The sequence below is a fragment of the Bacteroidota bacterium genome, from assembly GCA_025059945.1.
Lineage (GTDB): Bacteria > Bacteroidota > Rhodothermia > JANXDC01 > JANXDC01 > JANXDC01.
The window spans coordinates 316,701-338,068 of the sequence record JANXDC010000004.1; the positions used below are offsets into that span (position 1 = coordinate 316,701).

Consider the following 21,368-nt stretch of genomic DNA (forward strand, 5'->3'; position numbering starts at 1 on the left):
TCGGGGGGAGTAAGCGAGCATGCACAAGCCGACGCTATGGACCACGACGGTGGAGCTTGAACCGGGCCGGCCGCTGCAGGTCGAGACCGGGCGCCTGGCTCGCCAGGCCGACGGATCGGCCGTGGTGCGTCTGGGGGATACGATGGTGCTCTGCACCGTATGCGCTAGCCCCTCGCCCAGGGAGGGCCAAAGCTTCTTTCCGCTCACGGTAGAGTACCGGGAGAAGTACTACGCCGGCGGGAAATTCCCGGGCGGCTTTATCAAACGCGAAGGCCGGCCCAACGAGAAAGAGATCCTATCGGCTCGGCTTATCGACCGGGCCATCCGGCCCCTGTTCCCAGAGGGGTTTTTAAACGAGGTGCAGGTGATCTGTACCGTGATCTCCTCTGATGGCCAAAACGATGCAGACGTGTTGGCCGGCATCGGCGCATCGGCCGCCATCCTGCTATCCGATCTGCCCTACAACGGACCCATGGCGGAGGTGCGCGTAGGCCGCCTCGGAGGGCGCTGGGTGCTGTTTCCCACGATTGCGGAGCTGGAGCAAAGCGATTGCAACATGGTCGTGGCCGGCACCTCGGAGTCTATCATCATGGTCGAGGGCGAGCTCAAGGAGGTCTCCGAATCCGATATGTTGGAGGCCATCGCTTTCGCGCACGAGGCGATTCGTCGGATCTGTCAGGCCCAGCTCGAGTTGGTCCACCAGCGCTTCGGCGGCCCTCGGCCGGTCCGGCCCTTTGAGGTCCCGGTTTGGGATGAAGCGCTCTGGAATCGTGTGGAGGAGCTGGCCCGCCCCCGTTTGCGTGAGATCTTGCGGCGTCCGTACGTCAAGGCCGAATACCAGGAGGCCATTAGAGCCCTTAAGGAGGAGGTCATCGAGCAGCTTACCGGCCTGCCGGTGGCCGTGCCCGAGACCGAAGAGGGCCCACCCGTAGAGGTGCGCACGCCCGTCGAGGAGGAGGTAGGGCTTGAGGGCGTGTTGCCGGAGCAGGAGATCATCGTGCGGGCTCCGGAGTTCCCGGATCGGGCCGCGGAGGTGGCGCGCGCCTTCGACGAGCTCGAATATCGGGAGATGCGCCGCATGATTCTAGAGGAGAACCGTCGGCTCGACGGACGGCGCACAGACGAGATTCGGCCCATTTGGTGCGAGGTCGGGCTGTTGCCCCGGGTGCATGGCTCAGCCCTCTTCACGCGGGGCGAAACCCAGGCGCTGGCCTCCGTTACGCTCGGCACCAAACTCGACGAGCAGATCATCGATGAGCTTTTCTACGACACCTCTAAGAGCTTCATGCTGCATTACAACTTCCCGCCCTTCTCGACGGGAGAAGTCAAACCCATTCGCGGCGTCTCCCGTCGGGAGGTGGGCCATGGCAACTTAGCCGAACGGGCCCTGCGGGCCGTTTTGCCCTCCCGTGAGGTCTTTCCGTATACGATCCGTGTCGTATCCGAAATCCTGGAATCCAACGGGTCCTCCTCTATGGCCACCGTTTGCGCCGGCTCCCTAGCGCTCATGGACGCCGGCGTGCCCATACGTAAGGCTGTGGCCGGCATCGCCATGGGGCTCATCAAGGAGCAGGGCCAGGTGGCGATCTTAAGCGACATTTTGGGCGCCGAAGACCATCTGGGGGACATGGACTTCAAGGTCGCCGGCACGCGGGATGGCATCACGGCCTGTCAGATGGATATCAAGATCTCAGGCATTTCGCTGGACATTCTGGCGCGCGCTCTGGAGCAAGCCCGCCAGGGTCGGTTGCAGATCCTGGATCTCATGGATCAGGTGCTGGCTGAGCCGCGTCCGGATCTGTCACCGCATGCGCCGCGGCTGACCACATTAGAGATCGACGTATCCGACATCGGGGCCGTGATCGGGCCGGCCGGTCGGGTGATCCAGGAGATCCAGCGCGAAACCAAGACGGAGATCGTGGTGGAGGAAAAAGACGGGAGGGGGCTTGTTACGATTGCGGCTACGGATGCGGAAGCCGCCCAACGGGCCATAGAGTGGATCAGTCGGATCACGGCCAAGCCCGTCGAGGGGCAGATCTACGAGGGAGTGGTGCGCAGCATCCAACCCTTCGGCGCGTTCGTGGAGATTCTGCCCGGTAAAGACGGCCTGTTGCACGTGAGCGAAATCGCCCACCGGCGCGTGGAGAATGTCTCCGATTACCTCAAGGTGGGCGATAGAATCCGTGTGCAACTGATCCGGATCGAAGAGGGCGGCAAATTGCGCCTGAGCATGAAGTCGCTTCTGCCCAAGCCCGAGGGGGAGCAGCTGGGCCCTGAGCGTCGCCCCGCAAATGGTGGAAGCGGCAGGCCCTCGCAAACCCCTCCGCCCAGAGGAGGCAGATCTCCGCATCGTGGGGGACCGCCCAAGTCCCGACGCTGAGATGGGCTATATGCGAGAAGGCCAATAGGTCCATGCGAGCCGCAGCGGGGTGTGAGATGCGCACGGATCGGGAGGGTATTGTAGCGGAGTTCGAGGAGCCCACCACGACCGAACGCATAGAGCTCGCTAATGGCCTGCGCGTGCTGGTTGAGTTTGTGCCCGGCGTGCGCACCGCCTCCGTGGGCCTCTGGATCGAGACGGGTAGCCGCGATGAGCCAGAGCCTTGGCAGGGGATCTCCCATTTCCTGGAGCATGCCGTTTTCAAGGGCACGCGCAAGCGCCGCACACACCAGATCGCGCAATACTTGGAGTCTGTGGGCGGCTATGTAAACGCTTTCACCACGAAGGATCACACCTGCTTTTACGCTCGCCTCCTGGACGCACACCTGGAACGCGCCGTGGACCTGTTGGCGGACTTGGCCTTGCATCCGACGTTTCCGGAGCGCGAGGTGGCCAGGGAGCGCCAAGTTATCCTGGAGGAGATGCACCTCTACGAGGACACCCCCGATGAGCTTGCGCTCGATCTCTTTGATGAGGTGCTCTTCGAGGGACATCCGCTGGCCCATCCCATCGTAGGCAGACCGGATACGGTGAGCGCTCTGGGGCCAGAGGAGCTGCACGCCTACAAGGCCCGCCAGTACCGGCCGGGACGCATGATCTTAACCTTTGCCGGCCCGTTCTGCCTCTCGAAGGTATTGCCTCTGGTGGAGCGCTACTTTGGGGAGGCGGACAATGCGGGGCCGGCTCCCCTCGAACGGCTTCCCGTAAACGGCTACAACCCTTATTGGCGAGAGCGCACCCGAGCCATCGGGCAGGCGCATTTGGTCATGGGCACACGCGCCCCCGGTATGCGAGATGCCGAGCAACATGCGCTGGCCGTGCTCGCCGCGCTGCTGGGAGGCGGCATGAGTTCAATCTTGAACCAGCGCATCCGAGAACGCTATGGCTTCTGTTACGCCATCTACGCCTTCTATCACGGCTGGTCTGACGTGGGCCAATTCGGTATTTACGCCGGAGTAGAGGCGGCTAAGCTTGAGCGTCTGATAAAGCTCATCTGGCAGGAACTGGACCGGCTGCGTCAGGCGCCGCCCAAGGCGCGCCTGCTCGAGCAGGCCAAAGCCCAACTTAAAGGGTCGCTTTGGATGGGGCTAGAGGGCACGCAGGCCCGCATGATGCGTCTCGGCAAAGACGAGCTCTACTATCGACGCCCAGTTCCCTTAAGCGAGGTCCTGGCCGGTATCGAGGCCGTAACGCCCGAGGCGGTGCAACGGCTGGCGCAGGAGCTCTTTCGGGAAGAGCGCTTCTCGGGGGTTCTGCTCAAGCCCGAGTAGGCGAGCTCTTTAGGAGGACAGCACCCGGTACTTCTTCAGCAGCCGATACATGGTCGCCCGGCCGATGCCGAGCTCGACGGCGGCGCGGTCCACGTTGCGGCCGCAGGACTCGAAGGCGTGGATGACCGCCTGTCGTTTGATCTCCTCTAAGGGCACGATCTCCCGGATGACCGAGCCTGAACGCAAAGGAACGCCGGAAGCTTCTCCGTTGGAAACGGGCTTGGGTTCGTGAGCTTCTAAGAACAAGTCCGCCGCCGTGATCTCCGGCCCCTCGGCCATGAGCACGGCCCGTTCGATGGCGTTTTTGAGCTCCCGCACGTTTCCGGGCCACGTATGGCGGGCGATGGCCTGCAGCGCTTCGCGGGAAAATTTTTTCGGACCCTCCGGATGCTCGCGCAGGGCCTGCTTAAGGAAATGTCGGGCGAGCAAGAGCACGTCTTGGCCTCGCTCCCGCAGAGGGGGCAGGTAGATGGGAAAGCTAAAGAGTCGGTAGTAGAGATCTTCTCGGAATTCGCCTTTGTGCATGGCCTCGCGCAGGTTGCGGTTGGTGGCCGCAATGATGCGTACGTCTACATGGATCGTCTCATGCCCCCCTACGCGTTGGATCTCCCGGTTTTGCAGCACGCGTAGCAGCTTCACCTGAAGCGCGGGCTCCATTTCGCCGATCTCATCCAGGAAAATGCTGCCGCCGTGTGCCTGCTCAAACTTGCCGATTTTGCGCGCATAGGCCCCCGTGAAGGCCCCCTTTTCGTGGCCGAAGAATTCGCTCTCTACGAGCTCTTTAGGAATGGCCGCGCAGTTGACCACCACAAAGGGCCCGTTGCGTCGGGCGCTGTTGTAGTGGATGGCGCGCGCCACGAGTTCCTTGCCCGTTCCGGACTCCCCGTGAATGAGCACAGTGATTTCGGAGCGAGCGGCCTTCTGGACGAGCCGAAAGACCTGCTGCATAGGCTCGCTTTCGCCCACGATTTCCTCAAAGCGGTAATGCTGGGGTAGCTCTTCCCGCAGACGCCGGACCTCGTTCTGAAGCGCGTAGGCTTGCAAGGCGTTTTTTACGGTGGTCTCGAGCTTACTCAGGTCATCTTGGCCCTTAACGAGGTAATCGTAGGCCCCGAGCTTCATGGCCTCGATAGCCACGTTGAGCGCCCCCTGGGCAGAGACCATGATGACGGGCACATCCGGAAGCGCTTGCTTGACCTGCCGGAGCACCTCGATGCCGCTCATGCCAGGCATCATGATGTCCAGCAGGATCACTTCGGGTCCCTCCTCTAGGCGTTCCAGCATGGCCTCGCCGCTGTGGAAGACCTCCACCGCTAGCTCGGAGTGCTGCGAGAGCCGGTAGCTGATCAAACGCGCATAATGCCGGTCATCGTCCACGAGGAAGACCCGATGTTGCCGAGATCGCTGCTGCATGAGCACACCTGTTCGGAGGCTATGGGTTCCTCACCCTCTCTTGCCAGGCTCATGCCAAGAGGCCAGCGGCGTCGCTTCGGGACTTTGGGGGCAGCAGGACCGGGTAATTTCGTATCAATTTGATACGAAATTACCTGCTCCTGAGGAAGAGGCTTTAACAATGCCCTAATGCTGCGGGCGCGCGAGGCACGCTAACTTTATGGCGGCTTTGCGTGGGGGCAGTCATGGCCGCCAAGGTCCTTCTTGTCGACGACGAGCCGGATCTTTTGGAATTTCTGCGCTATAATCTCGAAAAGGCCGGTTACACGGTGCTAACGGCCTTCGACGGGGCTTCCGCGATGCGCATCGCCGAGGCGGAGAAACCCGACGTGGTGGTGCTCGATATCATGATGCCCCATCTGGATGGCCTGGCCGTCTGCGAGCGGTTGCGCGCGCATCCGGAGCTACGCCATGTGCCGATCGCTTTTTTGACGGCTCGTAACACGGAGACGGATGAGATCATGGGGCTAGAGGCGGGGGCCGATGATTACATCCCCAAGCCCGTAAGCCCGGCTCTGTTGCTCAGCCACATCCGGGCTCTTCTGCGCCGCTCCGTTTTCCCCACCAACGCTCCGCGGCGCATTCGGATTCATGACCTGGAGATTGACCGGGATCGCTACACGGTCCGGCAGGGTGCCACGGAACATCAGCTGCCCCGCAAGGAATTCGAGCTGCTCTTCTTCTTGGCCTCTCGTCCCGGGGTGGTCTTCTCGCGGCAGGAACTCCTGGACCATGTCTGGGGTACCGATGTGTACGTGGTGGATCGCACCGTGGACGTCCATGTGCGCAAGATCCGGGAGCGACTTGGATCTCATTACATTGAGACCATAAAAGGCGTCGGATACCGATTTCGCGCCCCTTAAAAGAAGCTCGTGTATCGCCGGACAGCTTGGACGCTCGCCCTGTGGACGGGTGGGATAACCGCGCTCGGGGGAATGTTTGTGAGCTGGGCTGCGGGGATTTCCGTGCTTTGGGGGCTACTATTGGGTCTAGTGGCCGCCGCCGGTCTGTATGGCGCTTACCTAAAAGTCGTAGAGCCTATCCTCAAGCACCTTAGGAGTGCGGTGCAACGCACGCGTTCTCTGGTGGAGAGCGCCGTCGAGCTGCCGAAGGGGATCAACGAAGATACCCTGCAGGCCCTTGAGCGGGAGCTGGAGGCGCTACACAGGAGCGTACGCGCTGAGGTCGAGCGGTTGCGTAAGCTCGAAACCTATCGGCGCGAGTTTTTGGGTGACGTCTCGCATGAGCTCAAGACCCCCATCCATGCCATTCAGGGGTATCTAGAGACGCTGCATAACGGGGCTTTGGAGGACCCCGAGGTGAACCGCCGATTCTTGGAGCGGGCGCTCTTTCATGTGGGGCGTCTGACAAACCTGGTCTCGGATCTGATCGCGATCTCCTGCATCGAAACCGGTGAGCGCCGGATGAATTTGCGCTATTTCCGGCTGGAGCCCTTGCTGCAGGAGACCGTGGAGACCTTTGAGCTGGCGGCCCAACAGAAAGGCCTCCTGTTGTATTATGAGCCGTGCGCTCCCCAGCTCACGGTTCTGGGGGATCGGGATCAGATTCGACTGGTATTGCAGAACCTGCTCGACAACGCGATCAAGTACACGGATTCCGGCGGAACGGTGCGCCTTTTCGTACGGCCTGAGCCCCCCGGAAAGGTCACCGTCTACGTACAGGACACCGGATGTGGCATACCGCCGGAGCACCTGCCTCGCATTACGGAGCGCTTCTACAGAGTGGACAAGAGCCGCTCCCGGGGGCTGGGAGGGACAGGCTTGGGCCTAGCCATCGTCAAACACATCATCGAAGCCCATCGGCAACAGCTCCTCATCGAGTCCGAGCCCGGTCGCGGCAGTACGTTCGGTTTTACCCTTTCGCTTTGATCGGCCTCCTCTCGGTATCCCTTGCTTTTGAGGATCGGGATGTTCTAATTGCCCAGGAAGCCACTCTGCGCCAAATAGAGGGGGATCCCGGCCATGGAGCCCATGGGCCATACCTCGTATACCGAGGTAGATCACGACAACAAGCTAGGGCTTACCGACCCGGAGGCGATTAACCGAGCTGAGTTAGAGGGGATCGCGCGCGCTCAGCACTTCTTGTTCTCCCTATCTCCGGAACACCCCATTACTGCGGAGCTCATCCGACGTATCCATTATGAAGCCTTCCATCATCTCTACCATTGGGCCGGTCAGTACCGGCGGGTCTCGGTCGTGGTGGGCGGTTTTGAGCCCCCGCCCCCGGCGCAAGTGCCTCTGCTTATGTATCAGCTGGAGAAAAATCTGGAGTTGCGCCTGCCTTATGCGGCCCGAGGGCTAAAGGAGCTTGTCGAGGTGATCGCAGAGATCCACCATCGGCTCACCTTTATTCACCCCTTCCGAAACGGGAACGGCCGCACCGCGCGTCTGGTCAGCGATCTGATCTCGCTTCGCTGTGGGGGTCCCCCCGTCGTATTATACGTCCGAGAGGGTGATTTGCGGCGCGCCTACATCGAGGCGCTCCGTCAAGCCGATCAAGGCCGCATGGAGGCCTTGCAAAGGCTTATCCGCGCCGCTATCGAACGGCAGGCGGATCGGTACCGGGAGCTGGTGGGATAGGCTTTACGAGCAGGTCGCGGGGGTGGGGGCGGAGGTAAAGCGCCCCTCTGCGGCTCGGGCTTCCAGAAAGGTCTCCACCAAGGCTTCTACCTGCACGCGAGGCACGGTTTGCTCTTCGATGTACATCGTCACAAACCAGGCCTCCAGAAGCGCCTGGCGCAGATACGCGCGGTGCTGCAGGTAGGGGTTTGTGTCGTAAAGCGATATGCGGTTGCGGCTATCCATCGCAGTAAAGATAGGGCCCTTGTGCAATCGGATGCCACCACAAAGACGGTGCCGCTATTTGCTTAACAGGAGACCATTACAGACCAAAGAACCAAGAGGCCACGGTAAAGTAGATCACGATACCGGTCACGTCCACAAGCGTGGCCACGAAAGGCGCCGAAGAGGCGGCCGGATCGAAGCCCAGCCGACGCAAAACGAACGGCAACATGGAGCCGATCAGGGTGCCCCAGAGCACGATCCCGATCAAGGCCACCCCCACGGTGAAGGCAAGGGGTATCCACCGGGGTCCGTATAGATCAAACAAGAACTCCCACGCGACAACCCGCAGAAATCCGATCGCCCCCAAAATAGAACCCAAGGACAAGCCGGATAGCAGCTCGCGTCGGATAACGCGCCACCAATCCCGCAGCGTGATCTCGCCTAGAGCCATAGCGCGAATGACGAGCGTGGCCGCCTGAGAGCCGCTATTGCCTCCGCTGGCGATCACCAAAGGCACAAAGAAAGCCAACAGCACGACGCGCTCAATGGCGTGTTCGAAAACGGCCATAGCCGAGGCGGTAAACATTTCGCTGATAAAAAGCACAGATAGCCATCCGGCCCGCTTCTTAACCATTTCCCCAAACGGGGTGGCCATGTAGGGGGTATCGAGCGCCTCCATACCCCCGAACTTTTGGATGTCCTCGGTGGCTTCTTCTACGGCTACATCCAGAACGTCGTCTACGGTCACGATCCCCACGAGCACCCCTTCTTGATCGACCACCGGGAGCGCGGTGCGGTCGTATTCGCGCATGAGCGCAACGGCCTGCTCTTGGCTGTCCGTGGTGCGCAGGGCGACCGCCCGATAGTCCAGCAGGGACCGCACAAGGGTCTCAGGATCGGCCAGGATGAGTTTCTGCAGCGGGATCTCATCCAGCAGCTTCCACCCCTCGTCTACGACGTACACCGTGTTGATCGTCTCCGCCCGTCGGGCCATGCGTCGGATGTGGCGCAGCGCCTGATCCACGGTCCAATGGGGCCGTACGGCCACGTAGTCCGGGGTCATGAGTCGGCCGACGGAGCCCTCTGGATAGCCCAGCAGGCGCAGGGCTTCTTGGCGCTCTTCGGCCGAGAGCAGATTCAGCAGCCGTTGGGTGACCTGACCGGGCAGCTCCTCAAAAAGAGCTGTGCGATCGTCCGGGTCAAGCTCCTCCAGCAGGGTGCGGATCCGGTCGCTGGTCAGCTGCGCCAGCAGCTCCTGTTGTAGCTCTGAGCTTAAGTAGGCGAACACGTCCGCGGCTTGGGCGCGGGGCAGCAGCCGAAAGAGCACGATCCGCTCCTCCGGAGGTAAGGCTTCGACCAGACGCGCCACCTCCGGCGGCTCCCACTCGACCACGGTGTCTCGCACCTCGGCTAGCCGGCGCTGCTGCAACAAGAGTTGAATTTCGGGGCCCAGAAGCTCCCTTAGCATGGACGTGTCCTCCTCGGGATCCGTTTGGACCCGGCATGCGGGTGGCGTACAAGAATCCGCGACATCTACAAGCCTCCTAGGGGCTAGAGAGGCGTGCTCGACAGCCCCCGGAGGCCCGAAAGGCTCAGGGCAAGATGGGCAGGGCTGTGCCGGGCACGCCTCGCAACCGATCCGGTTGCGGTGCTGCAGCCTGAGGTCGATTACTGTCGGAGAAATCCATAAGCTTTGCGCGGCTCAGCTGCTTCGCCTAAGGCGGCCCAAGATACGCAATGAGGGGGAGAAAAGAAAGCCTCCCGTCGGAGACGGGTGCGGTTTGCGCCGAGCCAAAGCCTCGTCATATATTTAGTTTGACCCGTGTGCTGAAGGCGCCGGGCGTTTTTTGTACCTGTCCTGTATCAAGTCGGTGCTGTTGCGTATGGCCACCACCGCTGATTTTCGTAATGGCATGACCCTGGTCCTGGACGGGGAGCTGTACACTATCGTGGAATTTATGCACGTCAAACCCGGCAAGGGGGGGGCCTTTGTGCGCACCACGCTGAAGCACGTCAAAACGGGCCGAGTCGTGGATCGCACTTTTCGGGCCGGGGAACGCGTGGAGACGGCTCGGGTCGAACGGCGGCCCCATCAGTTCCTCTACGAAGACGACCTGGGGCTGCATTTTATGAACTTGGAAAGCTACGAGCAGATCGTGGTGCCTGCTGAGCTGGTTCAAGGACGGGAGTTTTTAAAGGAAGGGGGGATGGCCGAGGTGCTCGTGCACGCGGAAACCGAGACTCCGGTCCTGGTGGAACTGCCCGTGCACGTGGAGCTCAAGGTCGTCGAGACGGACCCCGGCGTGCGGGGCGATACGGCCACGGGCGGCACCAAGCCGGCTCGGCTGGAGTCCGGAGCCGTAGTGCAGGTGCCGCTCTTTGTTGAGGTGGGCGATGTGATTCGCGTAAACACGGAGACGCGGACCTACATCGAGCGCGTGCGTCAGAGCTAGCCCGGCCGGAGGCGCATCATGGACCTTAAGCTGATCCGCCAGATTCTCAGACTGGTCGAGTCCAGCCAAGTAGCCGAAGTGGAGATCGAGGAGGGAGGGTTTCGGATCGCGGTGCGCAAGCAGAGCGCTCCGGAGCCTCTAAACGGCCCTCCGCAGGTCTGGTGGATGCCCCCTTCCGCTCCCGCCTCGGCGCCCCCGGCGCCTGCGGCTCAGCCCGTGGCGCCTGAGAAGCCCCCCCCTCAGGCTGAAGCGCCCGCTCCAGAGGCGGAGGCGGGCAAAAAGCTTCATGAGATCCGATCCCCGATCGTGGGCACCTTTTACCGGGCCCCCGCTCCGGATAAGCCCCCCTTTGTGCAAGTGGGGGATGTGGTCTCAGCCGGGCAGACGCTCTGCATTATCGAGGCCATGAAGATCATGAACGAGATCCCAAGCGACATCTCGGGCCGGATCGTGAAGATCTTGGTCGAAAACGCCCAGCCCGTCGAGTACGATCAGCTCCTGTTTCTGCTTGAGCCCACCTGAAGGGAGTCCATGTTCCGCAAGATCCTCATCGCCAACCGCGGCGAGATCGCGCTGCGCATCATCCGCACCTGCAAGGAAATGGGGATTCGCACCGTAGCCGTCTACTCGACGGCCGATCGGGACAGCTTGCACGTAAAGTTCGCCGATGAGGCCGTCTGCATCGGCCCGGGCCCCAGCAAGGAGTCGTATCTGAAGATCCCGCGCCTGATCGCGGCCGCCGAGGTGACGAACGCCGACGCGATCCATCCCGGTTACGGGTTTTTGGCCGAAAACGCCCAGTTCGCCGCCATCTGCGCCGAGCACGGCATCAAGTTCATCGGGCCTAGCCCCGAGGCTATTCGGCGCATGGGCGACAAGGCCGAGGCCAAACGCACCATGCGCTCGGCCGGGGTGCCCACAATCCCGGGATCGGAGGGCACGATCGAAGATCCGCTGGAGGCGTTTCGCATCGCGCAAGAGATCGGCTTTCCCGTGATCATCAAGGCCGCAGCCGGCGGTGGCGGGCGCGGCATGCGCGTGGTTTGGGAGCGGGAGGACTTCATTCCGCAGTTCAACCTGGCCCGCGCCGAGGCCGAGGCCGCCTTCGGAGATCCGTCCGTGTATCTGGAGAAATACCTGGAAAGCCCACGCCACATTGAGGTGCAGGTCCTGGGCGATCAATATGGAACCGTTATCCACTTGGGCGAGCGGGACTGCTCTATTCAACGTCGTCATCAGAAGCTGGTCGAGGAGGCCCCCTCTCCGATCATGACCCCGGAGCTTCGAGCCCGCATGGGAGAGGCAGCCGTGCGCGGGGCCGCCGCCGTGGGCTACGAGGGGGCGGGCACGATCGAATTCCTCGTGGACAAAGACGGGCGCTTCTACTTCATGGAGATGAACACCCGCATCCAAGTCGAGCACCCGGTAACGGAGGAGGTCACCGATCGCGATATCGTGCGCGAGCAGATCCTCATCGCCATGGGGGAGCGCATCAGCCCCGACATTCCCGAACTCCGCGGACATGCGATCGAGTGTCGGATCAATGCCGAAGACCCCTTTAACGGGTTTCGGCCCTCTCCGGGGCGCATCAGCGCCTTCCATATGCCGGGCGGCCACGGGGTGCGCGTCGATACGCACGCCTACGCGGGCTACGTCATCCCCCCGTATTACGACTCCATGATCGCCAAGCTCATCGTGCGAGGCAAGACGCGACAAGAGGCCATCGCCAAGATGGAGCGGGCTTTAGAGGAATTCATCATCGAAGGGGTGCATACGACCATCCCGTTTCACCGGCGTCTGATGCAGGATACCCGCTTTCGCGCCGGGGACTTTACTACGAAGTTCCTTGAAAGCTTCGATTTATCGCCTGAGCCGGCACAGGCTGCCGGATAAAAAGGGGGAAGCTGGCTATGCATTTTCCGGCGGAGCTGCGCTATACGCGCGAACACGAGTGGATCCGGCTGGAGTCCGATGGAACGGCCGTGGTGGGCATTACGGATTTCGCCCAAAGCGAACTGGGCGACATCGTCTTCGTGGAGCTCCAAGCCGTGGGAACGGCGCTGGAGCAAAACGCGGTCTTCGGAACCGTGGAGGCCGTCAAAACCGTTTCTGAGCTTTACCTTCCCGTGGCCGGAGAGATTTTGGAACACAACGAGGCCGTGCTGCGCGATCCGAGCCTGCTCAACCGCGACCCGTACGGGGCGGGATGGTTGGTGCGCATCCGGCCGCGCGACGTGGCGCAGCTGGAACTCTTGCTGGATGCCGAAGCCTACAAAGCCATGATCGGGGTGAGCTGATGGTGTTCGTGCCCCATACCGAAGAAGACCGCCGGCAGATGCTGCAGGCCATCGGAGTGGCCGATTTCGAGGAGCTGCTGGAGCCCATACCCGAGGCCCTTCGGCTTCGGGAGCCCCTCCGGCTTCCGCCCGCGCTCTCGGAGTGGGAGGTGAGCCGGCTCGTCACGGGCCTTTCGGAGCAAAACCTCGGGGCCGAGCAGCTGATCTGCTTTGCGGGCGCCGGCGCCTACGACCACATCATCCCAGCCGCCATCGGGGCTTTGCTATGCCGCTCGGAGTTCTACACGGCCTATACGCCCTATCAAGGCGAAGTATCCCAGGGCACGCTGCAGGCCATCTACGAGTTTCAGACCATGCTCTGTAGGCTTACGGGCATGGACGTGGCCAACGCCTCCATGTACGATGGAGCCAGCGCCCTGGCCGAAGCCGTCCTGCTGGCCTGCGGGCACACGGGCCGATCGCGCGTGGTGATCGCCGGCAAGGTGCATCCCTTGTATCTGGAAGTGGTGCGCACCTACGGCTATGGCCAAGGCATTGAGCTCCTGCAGGCCCCCCTGCAGGAGGGGCGAACGGACCTTAAGGCCTTAGAGGAGCTGGTCGACGCCTCCGTGGCCGCCGTCGTGGTGCAGCAGCCCAATTTTTACGGGCTTTTGGAGGAGGTGCGCCTGATCGAGCGCATCGCGCACGCCGATCCCCAGCGCCTATACATCGTCGTAGCCGATCCCATATCGCTGGGCCTTTTAGAAGCTCCGGGCTTTTACGGGGCCGACATTGTGGTGGGTGAGGGACAACCCCTGGGCATCCCCTTAAACTTCGGGGGGCCTTATCTGGGGCTCTTTGCGGCCAAGGCCGCTTTGCTGCGTAAGCTCCCCGGCAGGCTGGTGGGCATGACTGTGGATGCGTGCGGGGAGCGCGCCTTTGTCCTTACGCTGCAAACCCGCGAGCAACACATCCGGCGCGATAAGGCCACATCGAACATCTGCACCAACCAGGGGCTTATGGCCCTAGCGGCCACCATTTACATGGCCCTTCTGGGCAAGGAGGGGCTGCGCGAGGTGGCCGAGCAATGCTATCATCGCGCCCATTACTTGGCTCGGCGCATCGAAGAGCTTCCCGGTTACGGGCTGCTGTATCCGGGGCCGTTTTTCCGGGAGTTCGTCGTGCGTACTCCCCGAGCCGCCTCCGAGGTCGTGGAGCGTCTGCTGGAACAGGGCTTTCTAGCGGGCGTACCCCTGGATCGGTGGGGCGAGCCCGGTTTGCTTGTGGCCGTAACGGAGAAGCGCTCGCGCGAGGAGATGGACCGCTTCGTGGAGGCCCTGCGCGCGCTGTCCTGAGCCAAGGCAAAGCTTGCACCGGCTCCGGGACGGAACGCAACTTTGCGCGTAACCTTGCGTTTTTGCGATCCCATGCTCGGCTCCGATCCCCACGACGAGAAGATTCTTATCTTGGACTACGGTTCGCAGTATACCCAACTCATCGCCCGGCGCATTCGAGAGGCCCGGGTCTATTGCGAAATACACCCCTGCACGCTCTCCGCGGCCGAGATTCGGGCCCTGCGTCCGAAGGGCATTGTGCTCTCCGGTGGTCCCATGAGCGTATATGACCCCGGAGCGCCGCAGCTGGAGCCCGAGTTGCTCGAGCTCGGCGTTCCGGTTCTGGGCATCTGTTATGGGCTTCAGGCGCTGGCTCAAGCCTTAGGAGGGCGCGTAGAGCGCGCTCATCGGCGCGAATTTGGCCGAGCCGAACTCATCCTAGATAATCCCAACGGGCTCTTTGAAGGCCTGCCCGATCGCTTCACGGTCTGGATGAGCCACAGCGATCACCTGACGGCACTGCCCGAGGAGTTCGAGGTGCTTGCCCACACGGCCGGCGCCCCCGTGGCTGCCATACGCAGCCGTACAAGGGCCATCTACGGGGTGCAGTTTCACCCCGAGGTCGCGCACACGGAGTACGGGTCTCAGATCCTGGAGAACTTCGTACGCCGTATCTGCGGCTGTCGAGGCCTCTGGACCCCAGAGGCCTTTGTGGAGGCCGCGATCGCGCGCATCCGGCAGGAGGTGCAACGAGACGAACACGTCGTCCTGGCTTTGAGCGGAGGGGTGGATTCGACCGTGGCGGCTGTGCTGCTGCATCGGGCCATTGGGGATCGGCTTCATTGCGTATTTGTCGACAACGGCCTGCTGCGCCTGGGGGAGGCCGAACAGGTCGTGCGCACCTTTCGGGAGCATTTCCGCATTCCGCTGCATCACGTTGAGGCGCAAGCGCCGTTTCTGGAGCGGCTCCGGGGCGTCCTGGACCCCGAGACCAAGCGGCGGGTGATCGGGCGTACCTTCATCGAGGTCTTCGAACGGGCCATTGCCGAATTGGGCCATCCCGTAACGTTCTTGGCCCAGGGCACCCTGTATCCGGATGTGATCGAAAGCACCGCGTTTCGGGGCCCCTCGGCCACCATCAAAACGCACCATAACGTGGGAGGGCTGCCCGAGTGCATGCGCTTGCGGCTTCTGGAGCCGTTTCGGGAGCTTTTCAAGGATGAAGTCCGCGCCGTGGGCCGCACCTTGGGGGTGCCCGAGGAGATCCTGGGACGGCATCCGTTCCCCGGGCCTGGTTTGGCCGTGCGGATACTGGGGGAGGTGACCCAAGAGCGTCTGGAGCTGTTGCGCCGGGCTGATGCCATCTTCATCGAGGAGCTGCGCCTTTGGGGGCTTTATGAGCGCGTCTGGCAGGCCTTCGCCGTTTTCGTGCCTGTTCAGACCGTGGGTGTCATGGGAGATGGACGTACCTATGAACACCTGATCGCTCTGCGGGCCGTAACGAGCGTTGACGGTATGACGGCCGATTGGGCCCGGCTGCCGCATGAGTTCCTGGCGCACGTCTCCACCCGCATCACGGGCGAGGTGCCGGGCGTCAACCGGGTGGTCTACGACGTCACCTCCAAGCCGCCGGCCACGATCGAGTGGGAATAAAGGCGTAGATGCGCGCGCAGCCTCTTGTCGCGCTCTGTCTAGTGGGGGCCTTAGCATGGCCGGTTGCGGCCCAAACCGATGCGGCGGCGCCTGAGTCGCTTTTCGTGCGTGCTCTAGAGGAGTTTCGCTTGGGCCGCTACCCGGAGGCCTTCGGGCGCTTTGAGGCCCTCTACCGACAGGGCTCACATCCCCGCACCACGGCCGCCGGGCTCATGGCCGGCCGCGCCCTGGTCGCCCTGCGCCAATATCGGCCTGCTGCCCAGTGGCTTGAGGCCTTCGTGCGGGCGCATCCGGGCTCTCGTTACGCGCCCGAGGCCCTGTGGAGCCTGGGATACACGTATTGGGCCTTGCACGAGGAAGGACGCGCCCTAGAGGCCCTCTTCCGGGCTTGGCAGCTGGCCGAGGACGGGCTCAGGGCGCAGTCGGAGGAGCGCTTCTGGGCCTTGTGCGCGGTCTTGGGTGTGCGGGAACTCGATTCGATAGCGGCTCAGGCCTCAGATCCCGTACTAGGGGCCGCCTTGCGCTTGGCCGCAGCGCAACGCGAGGCCAACAGCCTGCGCTTCGAAGAGGCCCTGCGGCGCCTGGAAGCCCTGCGCCCCCCCCCGAACGCCCTGCGGGAGCGCTACGCGGAGTTAGAGGCGGCTCTTAAGATGCGGCGCCTGTTGCCGTCTGAGGACGCGGTCCCAAGTGCTCCCTATCGGGTCGGGGTCTTGCTGCCCATAGGGCGAGGAAGGGATCCGGATAGGCGCTACAGCCGTGAGCTGCTGGCGGGCTTAAGGCTGGCCGTAGAGGAGCACAACCGGGCCCGGCCCGATCGGCCCATTCAGCTGCTTTTCCGGGACGCCGCCTCTCCGGAAGGGACGATCCAGAGCGCCCTACAGGAGCTTCTGGGGCCAGAGAGCGTGGACCTGGTCGTGGGACCCCTGTACAGCCGCGAGGCCGCCGAAGTGGTGGACGTAGCCGAAGAGGCGCGCGTACCCCTGGTGCTGCCCCTTGCCAACGAGGAGCAGCTTGTCGATGAGCGGCAATGGGTTTTTCAGGTGAATCCGCCGGCCTCTGCGCACGCGCGCGCTATGGCCCGTTTCGCTGCTGAGCGGCTCCGGCTGCGTCGGGTGGCCGTGCTTTTCCGGCCATCGGAACGTGAGGCCTGGTTGGCCGACGTATTTGCGACCGAATTCGAAGCCTCTGGCGGGACGATCGTGCTGCGTCAGCCTCTGAGCGCGAGCCGACAGCGCGTAACGGCTGGACTTGTAGAGCAGCTGCGCGCCGTTGCGCCCGAGGCCCTGTATATCGCCCTGGCCGGAGAGGATACGGAGAACGCGATCGAGAATATCCTGGGCCGCTTTGATGAGTTGGGCTACCGGCCGCCCCGCATCCTGGGCGGGCCGGCCTGGCATGAGTTGCGCTCCAGCTGGAGCCGGCTTGCCCTGTTTCGGGTAACCTACACGGCCGAAGGGCTCCCCGAAGCCCGTGGGCCCGCTTATACGGCTTTCCGATCCGCCTTTCGCGCCCGATTTGGCGAAGAGCCGGGCCCTCTGGCCTTGACCGGATACGATCTGGGCAAGTGGCTGGCGCAGGCTCTGGCGGCGCGCGCGCCGGCAGAACCGGTGCGCGCTGTGCTGGTCCGGACCGGGCCTTTTCGGGGGATGCGGCTTGCGCTCGACTTCCGATATGGCAACATCAACAGCCTGGTGCAGGTTCTGCAGTATCAAGGCGGCCGCATCGTGGAGGCCGAGGGCCTATAAGGCCTTCTCAAAGCGCATCTTAAAGTCCCGAAAATCCGGGTTCCAACGCACCTCCACCACCCGAAAGCCCTCCACAAGCCCCAGGATGACCATGGCGGGATAGCGATTAGGGAAGGAATCGTAGGCGAAGACCCTATAGCCCCGGCGGCGCGCCAGCTGCATCATCTCATATAGCATGGCGCGCGCGATGCCCCTGCGGCGATAGCCCTCTAGGACCCCGCCTTTGGCGCTGTAAAAGACCTCCCGCGACTCCCCATAGCCGATCTTGAAGCCCACTGGAAGCCCGTCTACGCGGGCTAACAGCATGCACAGATCGGGCCGATCAAAGCGGTTGATGATGCGCTCTTCGCCGAATATCCGCCAGTTGAGGTCCCGGATGAGCGCAAGCGCCTCAAGGCCAACGGATTCGATCTGCGCCGGCGATTCCCGGTTACAGGACATACTGGGTCGTAAAAAAGCACAACCAGACCCTGGCGTCAAGACCCCCCTCGCTTCCAGTCCGGGCGATTGTTCTCCTCCCCCTGTGAAAGGGCCTTTCTGCTTTGCCTTAATGGCTTCGGACGTCGCTATTTAAGACGAGCTTTTGTGCAGGAGGAACGCCTCATGATGGCGATACGCGGCTTGCTGCCGGGGCTTCTGGTGCTCTGGGTGAGCGCCTCTTCGTGGAGCCAGTTGCGTCCTATGGAGGTGCGCGACGTGGTGGCCCTGCGCACAGCCGAAACGCCCGTGTGTTCGCCCGACGGCCGATGGGCCGTATTCGCCCTCCAGCAGCTAAACTGGGGCAGAGGTGAACGATATACGGATCTGTACCTGGTCTCCTTATCCGGAGGCCCGACTCGGCGCATGACGTTTACTGAAGACCACTCGGAATCGCAGCCCGCCTGGCACCCCGACAGTCGGAGCTTCTTTTTTGTCTCCAACCGGGAGGGACGTCCGCAGCTATACCGCATGGCCCTGGACGGAGGCGAAGCGCAGCGGCTGACCAACGAGCGCGACGGCATCGGCGTGTATCGGGTCGATCCCCGGGGCCGGTACGTGGCCTACACGGGTGGGGATCGCAATCGGCGTCAGCTCTACCTCTACGAGCTCAGCACGGGTCGCGCGGAGGTCCGCACGCGCTTTTCCGCTGCGGTCGAGCAATTAGCCTGGAGCGCCGACGGCCGGTTTGTGTACGTGCTTGTGGCCGACACCTTGGATCCCGTCCAGATTCGGAGACGCGAACAGGGCTTTGACGTGCGTCGCATGGACGAGCCCGAGCCGCCCCGGCACCTATGGCGCGTACCTGTTCCGGAAGGCGAGCCCGAGCGCGTCACCGAAGGACCGTGGCGCATCGTGCAGTTTCGGCTTTCTCAAGATGGCCGTTATGCGGCCGTCTTGGCCGTCGCGGCCGACCGCTACGTGGAGCCGCCCGTAGATACGGAGCTTTTTCTGGTGGAGCTATCGGAACGCCGCATGCAGCGGCTCACCACAAACCGGGTCTCGGAGTCCAACCCCAGCTTCTCCCCCGACGGGCGCTATCTTGCTGTCCAGGCCCCTCGGAACTTCGCCCTTTACGATGAAGGCAAGCTCCATCTCTTTGAGCTGCCCTCTGGACGCTGGCTGCGCGCCTTGCCTGAGGACTTCCCCTACGACGCCGACTTGGCCTTTTGGAGCCCGGATGGCCGGCGTCTTTATTTTACGGCCGGCGAGGGGGTTCGAGAGAACCTGTTCTCCGTTTCCGCGGAGGGCGGCCCCGCGCGGCGGGAGACAAACCTAGAAGCCACGATCACCGGGGTGCGCGATGAGGCCAGCGGTCAGATCCTGATCCGCTACAGCGATCCGCAAACCCCCCCTGATTGGTATGCGGCGCGCTTGCAGGAGCTTGGGCGCCGGGATCGCTGGGTGCGGCTTTCGGATGCTAATCCGGAGGCTCGCAACTGGCGGCTGGCCTCAGTTGAGGTGCTGCGCTGGAAAAGCACCGACGGGCAGATGGTCGAGGGGCTGGTGGTCAAGCCCTTGGACTTTCAGCCCGGGCGGCGTTATCCGCTTATCGCGCAAATCCACGGAGGCCCCGCCTCGGCCTATACGCTTTCGTTTCCGGGATCCTGGAGCAATTTCGTGCACGTTTGGGCCGCGCGTGGATATCTTGTTTTTATGCCCAACTACAGGGGCTCTTCGCATTACGGGGAGCGCTTCCGCAGGCAGATCGCCGGGGACTACTTTCGGCAGGCCTTCGACGACATCATGACCGGCATCGACACGCTCATCCAGCGCGGCTGGGCCGATCCGGAGCGGCTGGGCATCATGGGTTGGAGCGCCGGCGGGCATTGGTCGAACTGGGCCCTCGTGTCCACGGATCGCTTCCGGGCCATCTCCACCGGCGCGGGGGCCGTAAACTGGATCTCCCTGTATGCGCAGACGGACGTGCAGTTTACGCGCGAGTTTTACTTTCAAGGGACGCCCTATGAGCGCTGGGACCACTACCTGGAGGTCTCCCCGCTTCGCTACATCCGCCGCGCCCGCACGCCCACGCTGATCCACTTTGGAGAGGAGGACGAGCGCATCCCCCTGCCGCAAGGGCAGGAACTCTACATGGCGCTGAAAAAGTTGGGCGTGCCGGTCGAGTTTTTCATCTACCCCGGCATGGGGCACGGCATTACGCGGCCCAAATATCAGTTCATCAAGATGCTAGCCGAGCTGGACTGGTTCGATTACTGGCTGCAGAACCGGCGCCCCTGGCCCGACTGGGGCGCCTGGTTACAGGCCTGGGAACAAGCCGCCAAGCCGTAGGGTGTACTTGCAACACCAAAGCGAAGGAGGTGCGCGATGAAGTTCAGGCTGTTGACCCTGCTGGGTCTTCTGTTGGCGGTCACGTCGACCCTTCGAGCGCAGGTAGAGTTTCGCACGGCGCCCAACGATCGGCGCAACGTGCTCACGTTCAAAAGCGAGGCCCCGCTGGAGACGATCGTGGGCACGAACAACACGCTGCGCGGCTCTTTCCGGTTTGATCCCCAGAATATCACCGGCCGGCCCGCGGCCGCGGAGTTCATCGTAGATGCGGAGGCCTTCAAGACCGGAATCGAGCTGCGTGATCAGCACCTGCGGGAGAACTACCTGGAGACGGCCAAGTATCCCCAGATCCGCTTCACCTTGGATCGGATCGTGTCGGCCTCCAAGAACGCGCTTCGAGACGGGGAGACGGCCGAACTCCTCATCGAAGGCACCTTTGAGCTACACGGGCAAAGGCGCCGAGAGCAGCTCAGGGCGCGCATCACCTACATGGCGGCCTCGGAGGCCACGCGGTCCCGGCTTCCCGGAAACCTGCTGCGCGTGGTGGCGGAGTTCCCGATTAAGTATGTCGATTACGGCATCCAGCGGCCTCAAGTGCTGCTGCTCAAGCTAAGCGAGGTCGTGACGATCAACGTGGACATGATTCTCTCGGACGCCAAATTCGAAGCGACCAACTGAAGCGCATTTGCGGAACCGGATCAGCCTGCCCTACAATCTCGGGACTGGGAGGCAAAGGGGGCCTGAGCGGGCCGATCCGGTTCCCTATGCGTGGGCTCTGCCCTACGGAGGGCGCCGCGCATAGCCGGCTTCGGCAAGCCGTCTGAGGTAGTCGGCCCAATAGCGATCTTGCTCCCGGCCCAACGCGTAGAGGTACTCCCAGGTGTAAATGCCCGAATCATGGCCGTCGCTAAAGAAAATCCGCACGGCGTAGTGTCCGACGGGGTGTAAATCCACGATCTCGACGTCCTCCTTGCCCACCTGAAGCACCTCTTGGCCGGGGCCATGCCCCTTGACCTCTGCCGATGGGGAGTAGACGCGCAGGTACTCGGCCGTATAGGTGAACGTGGCGCCATCGGAGAAGTGGATCTCTAGCTTACGCTCGGCGCGGTGGTAAGTGATCCGTTGGGGCCGGATGTCCATCGCGGGTCTCCCCCCGCTCAGGGGTTCGTCG

Annotated in this window: 19 protein-coding genes; 14 read left to right on the forward strand and 5 right to left on the reverse strand. The window is 62.8% G+C overall.

Annotated elements, in window-relative coordinates; genetic code table 11:
- Window positions 1-19: 19 nt before the first annotated feature.
- Window positions 20-2,380: a polyribonucleotide nucleotidyltransferase gene (locus NZ993_03365; protein MCS7154830.1), complete on the forward strand. Its 2,361-nt coding sequence runs from the start codon at window positions 20-22 to the stop codon at window positions 2,378-2,380.
- A gap of 56 nt (window positions 2,381-2,436) precedes the next feature.
- Complete coding sequence (locus tag NZ993_03370; GenBank protein MCS7154831.1) at window positions 2,437-3,711, forward strand: insulinase family protein; 1,275 nt, start codon at window positions 2,437-2,439, stop codon at window positions 3,709-3,711.
- A 9-nt stretch (window positions 3,712-3,720) separates the two neighbouring features.
- Here the strand turns inward: NZ993_03370 and NZ993_03375 are convergent, their stop codons facing one another.
- Complete coding sequence (locus NZ993_03375; GenBank protein MCS7154832.1) at window positions 3,721-5,124, reverse strand: sigma-54 dependent transcriptional regulator; 1,404 nt, start codon at window positions 5,122-5,124, stop codon at window positions 3,721-3,723.
- 224 nt (window positions 5,125-5,348) lie between these two features.
- Here NZ993_03375 and NZ993_03380 point away from each other — a divergent pair, with 224 nt between their 5' ends.
- The 3 genes from NZ993_03380 to NZ993_03390 all read left to right on the forward strand — a co-directional run bounded on the left by NZ993_03380 (window position 5,349) and on the right by NZ993_03390 (window position 7,763).
- Window positions 5,349-6,026, forward strand: a complete 678-nt coding sequence (locus NZ993_03380) for a response regulator transcription factor (protein MCS7154833.1) — start codon at window positions 5,349-5,351, stop codon at window positions 6,024-6,026.
- A gap of 78 nt (window positions 6,027-6,104) precedes the next feature.
- Window positions 6,105-7,052, forward strand: coding sequence for an ATP-binding protein (locus NZ993_03385; protein ID MCS7154834.1), 948 nt, complete (start codon window positions 6,105-6,107; stop codon window positions 7,050-7,052).
- A gap of 93 nt (window positions 7,053-7,145) precedes the next feature.
- Window positions 7,146-7,763: a Fic family protein gene (locus NZ993_03390; GenBank protein ID MCS7154835.1), complete on the forward strand. Its 618-nt coding sequence runs from the start codon at window positions 7,146-7,148 to the stop codon at window positions 7,761-7,763.
- Between the two features lie 3 nt (window positions 7,764-7,766).
- On the opposite strand, the gene NZ993_03395 is transcribed toward NZ993_03390, so the two are convergent.
- On the reverse strand, window positions 7,767-7,988 hold the full coding sequence (locus tag NZ993_03395) for a hypothetical protein (protein ID MCS7154836.1): 222 nt from the start codon (window positions 7,986-7,988) through the stop codon (window positions 7,767-7,769).
- A gap of 76 nt (window positions 7,989-8,064) precedes the next feature.
- A complete protein-coding gene (gene mgtE, locus NZ993_03400) occupies window positions 8,065-9,435 on the reverse strand; it encodes a magnesium transporter (protein ID MCS7154837.1) in 1,371 nt (456 codons plus the stop codon).
- Window positions 9,436-9,850: 415 nt separating this feature from the next.
- Between mgtE and efp the strand changes: the two genes are divergently transcribed.
- From efp to NZ993_03435, 7 genes are all read left to right on the forward strand, one after another.
- Window positions 9,851-10,420 carry an elongation factor P gene (gene efp / locus NZ993_03405; protein MCS7154838.1) on the forward strand — a complete coding sequence of 190 codons (570 nt, stop codon included), beginning with the start codon at window positions 9,851-9,853 and terminating at the stop codon, window positions 10,418-10,420.
- Between the two features lie 18 nt (window positions 10,421-10,438).
- Entirely contained in the window at window positions 10,439-10,942 is a 504-nt protein-coding gene (gene accB, locus NZ993_03410) for an acetyl-CoA carboxylase biotin carboxyl carrier protein (GenBank protein MCS7154839.1), read from the forward strand.
- Window positions 10,943-10,951: 9 nt separating this feature from the next.
- Entirely contained in the window at window positions 10,952-12,313 is a 1,362-nt protein-coding gene (gene accC, locus NZ993_03415; GenBank protein MCS7154840.1) for an acetyl-CoA carboxylase biotin carboxylase subunit, read from the forward strand.
- 17 nt (window positions 12,314-12,330) lie between these two features.
- Window positions 12,331-12,717 carry a glycine cleavage system protein GcvH gene (gcvH, locus tag NZ993_03420; GenBank protein ID MCS7154841.1) on the forward strand — a complete coding sequence of 129 codons (387 nt, stop codon included), beginning with the start codon at window positions 12,331-12,333 and terminating at the stop codon, window positions 12,715-12,717.
- Window positions 12,717-14,051, forward strand: a complete 1,335-nt coding sequence (gene gcvPA, locus NZ993_03425; GenBank protein ID MCS7154842.1) for an aminomethyl-transferring glycine dehydrogenase subunit GcvPA — start codon at window positions 12,717-12,719, stop codon at window positions 14,049-14,051. Before gcvH ends, gcvPA begins: the two co-directional genes overlap by 1 nt.
- A gap of 72 nt (window positions 14,052-14,123) precedes the next feature.
- Window positions 14,124-15,683, forward strand: coding sequence for a glutamine-hydrolyzing GMP synthase (gene guaA / locus NZ993_03430; protein ID MCS7154843.1), 1,560 nt, complete (start codon window positions 14,124-14,126; stop codon window positions 15,681-15,683).
- An 8-nt stretch (window positions 15,684-15,691) separates the two neighbouring features.
- The gene (locus NZ993_03435; protein ID MCS7154844.1) at window positions 15,692-17,428 is read left to right on the forward strand and encodes an ABC transporter substrate-binding protein; all 1,737 of its coding nucleotides are present in this window, start codon (window positions 15,692-15,694) and stop codon (window positions 17,426-17,428) included.
- On the opposite strand, the gene NZ993_03440 is transcribed toward NZ993_03435, so the two are convergent.
- Window positions 17,423-17,869, reverse strand: a complete 447-nt coding sequence (locus NZ993_03440) for a GNAT family N-acetyltransferase (GenBank protein ID MCS7154845.1) — start codon at window positions 17,867-17,869, stop codon at window positions 17,423-17,425. The two genes, NZ993_03435 and NZ993_03440, sit on opposite strands and share 6 nt — an antisense overlap.
- A gap of 162 nt (window positions 17,870-18,031) precedes the next feature.
- Between NZ993_03440 and NZ993_03445 the strand changes: the two genes are divergently transcribed.
- Window positions 18,032-20,197 (forward strand): S9 family peptidase, encoded by a 2,166-nt coding sequence (locus NZ993_03445; GenBank protein ID MCS7154846.1) that lies wholly within the window; start codon window positions 18,032-18,034, stop codon window positions 20,195-20,197.
- 36 nt (window positions 20,198-20,233) lie between these two features.
- Entirely contained in the window at window positions 20,234-20,875 is a 642-nt protein-coding gene (locus NZ993_03450) for a YceI family protein (GenBank protein ID MCS7154847.1), read from the forward strand.
- A 102-nt stretch (window positions 20,876-20,977) separates the two neighbouring features.
- Here NZ993_03450 and NZ993_03455 read toward each other — a convergent pair whose 3' ends face one another.
- Window positions 20,978-21,337 (reverse strand): DUF971 domain-containing protein, encoded by a 360-nt coding sequence (locus tag NZ993_03455; GenBank protein ID MCS7154848.1) that lies wholly within the window; start codon window positions 21,335-21,337, stop codon window positions 20,978-20,980.
- Window positions 21,338-21,368: the final 31 nt, after the last annotated feature.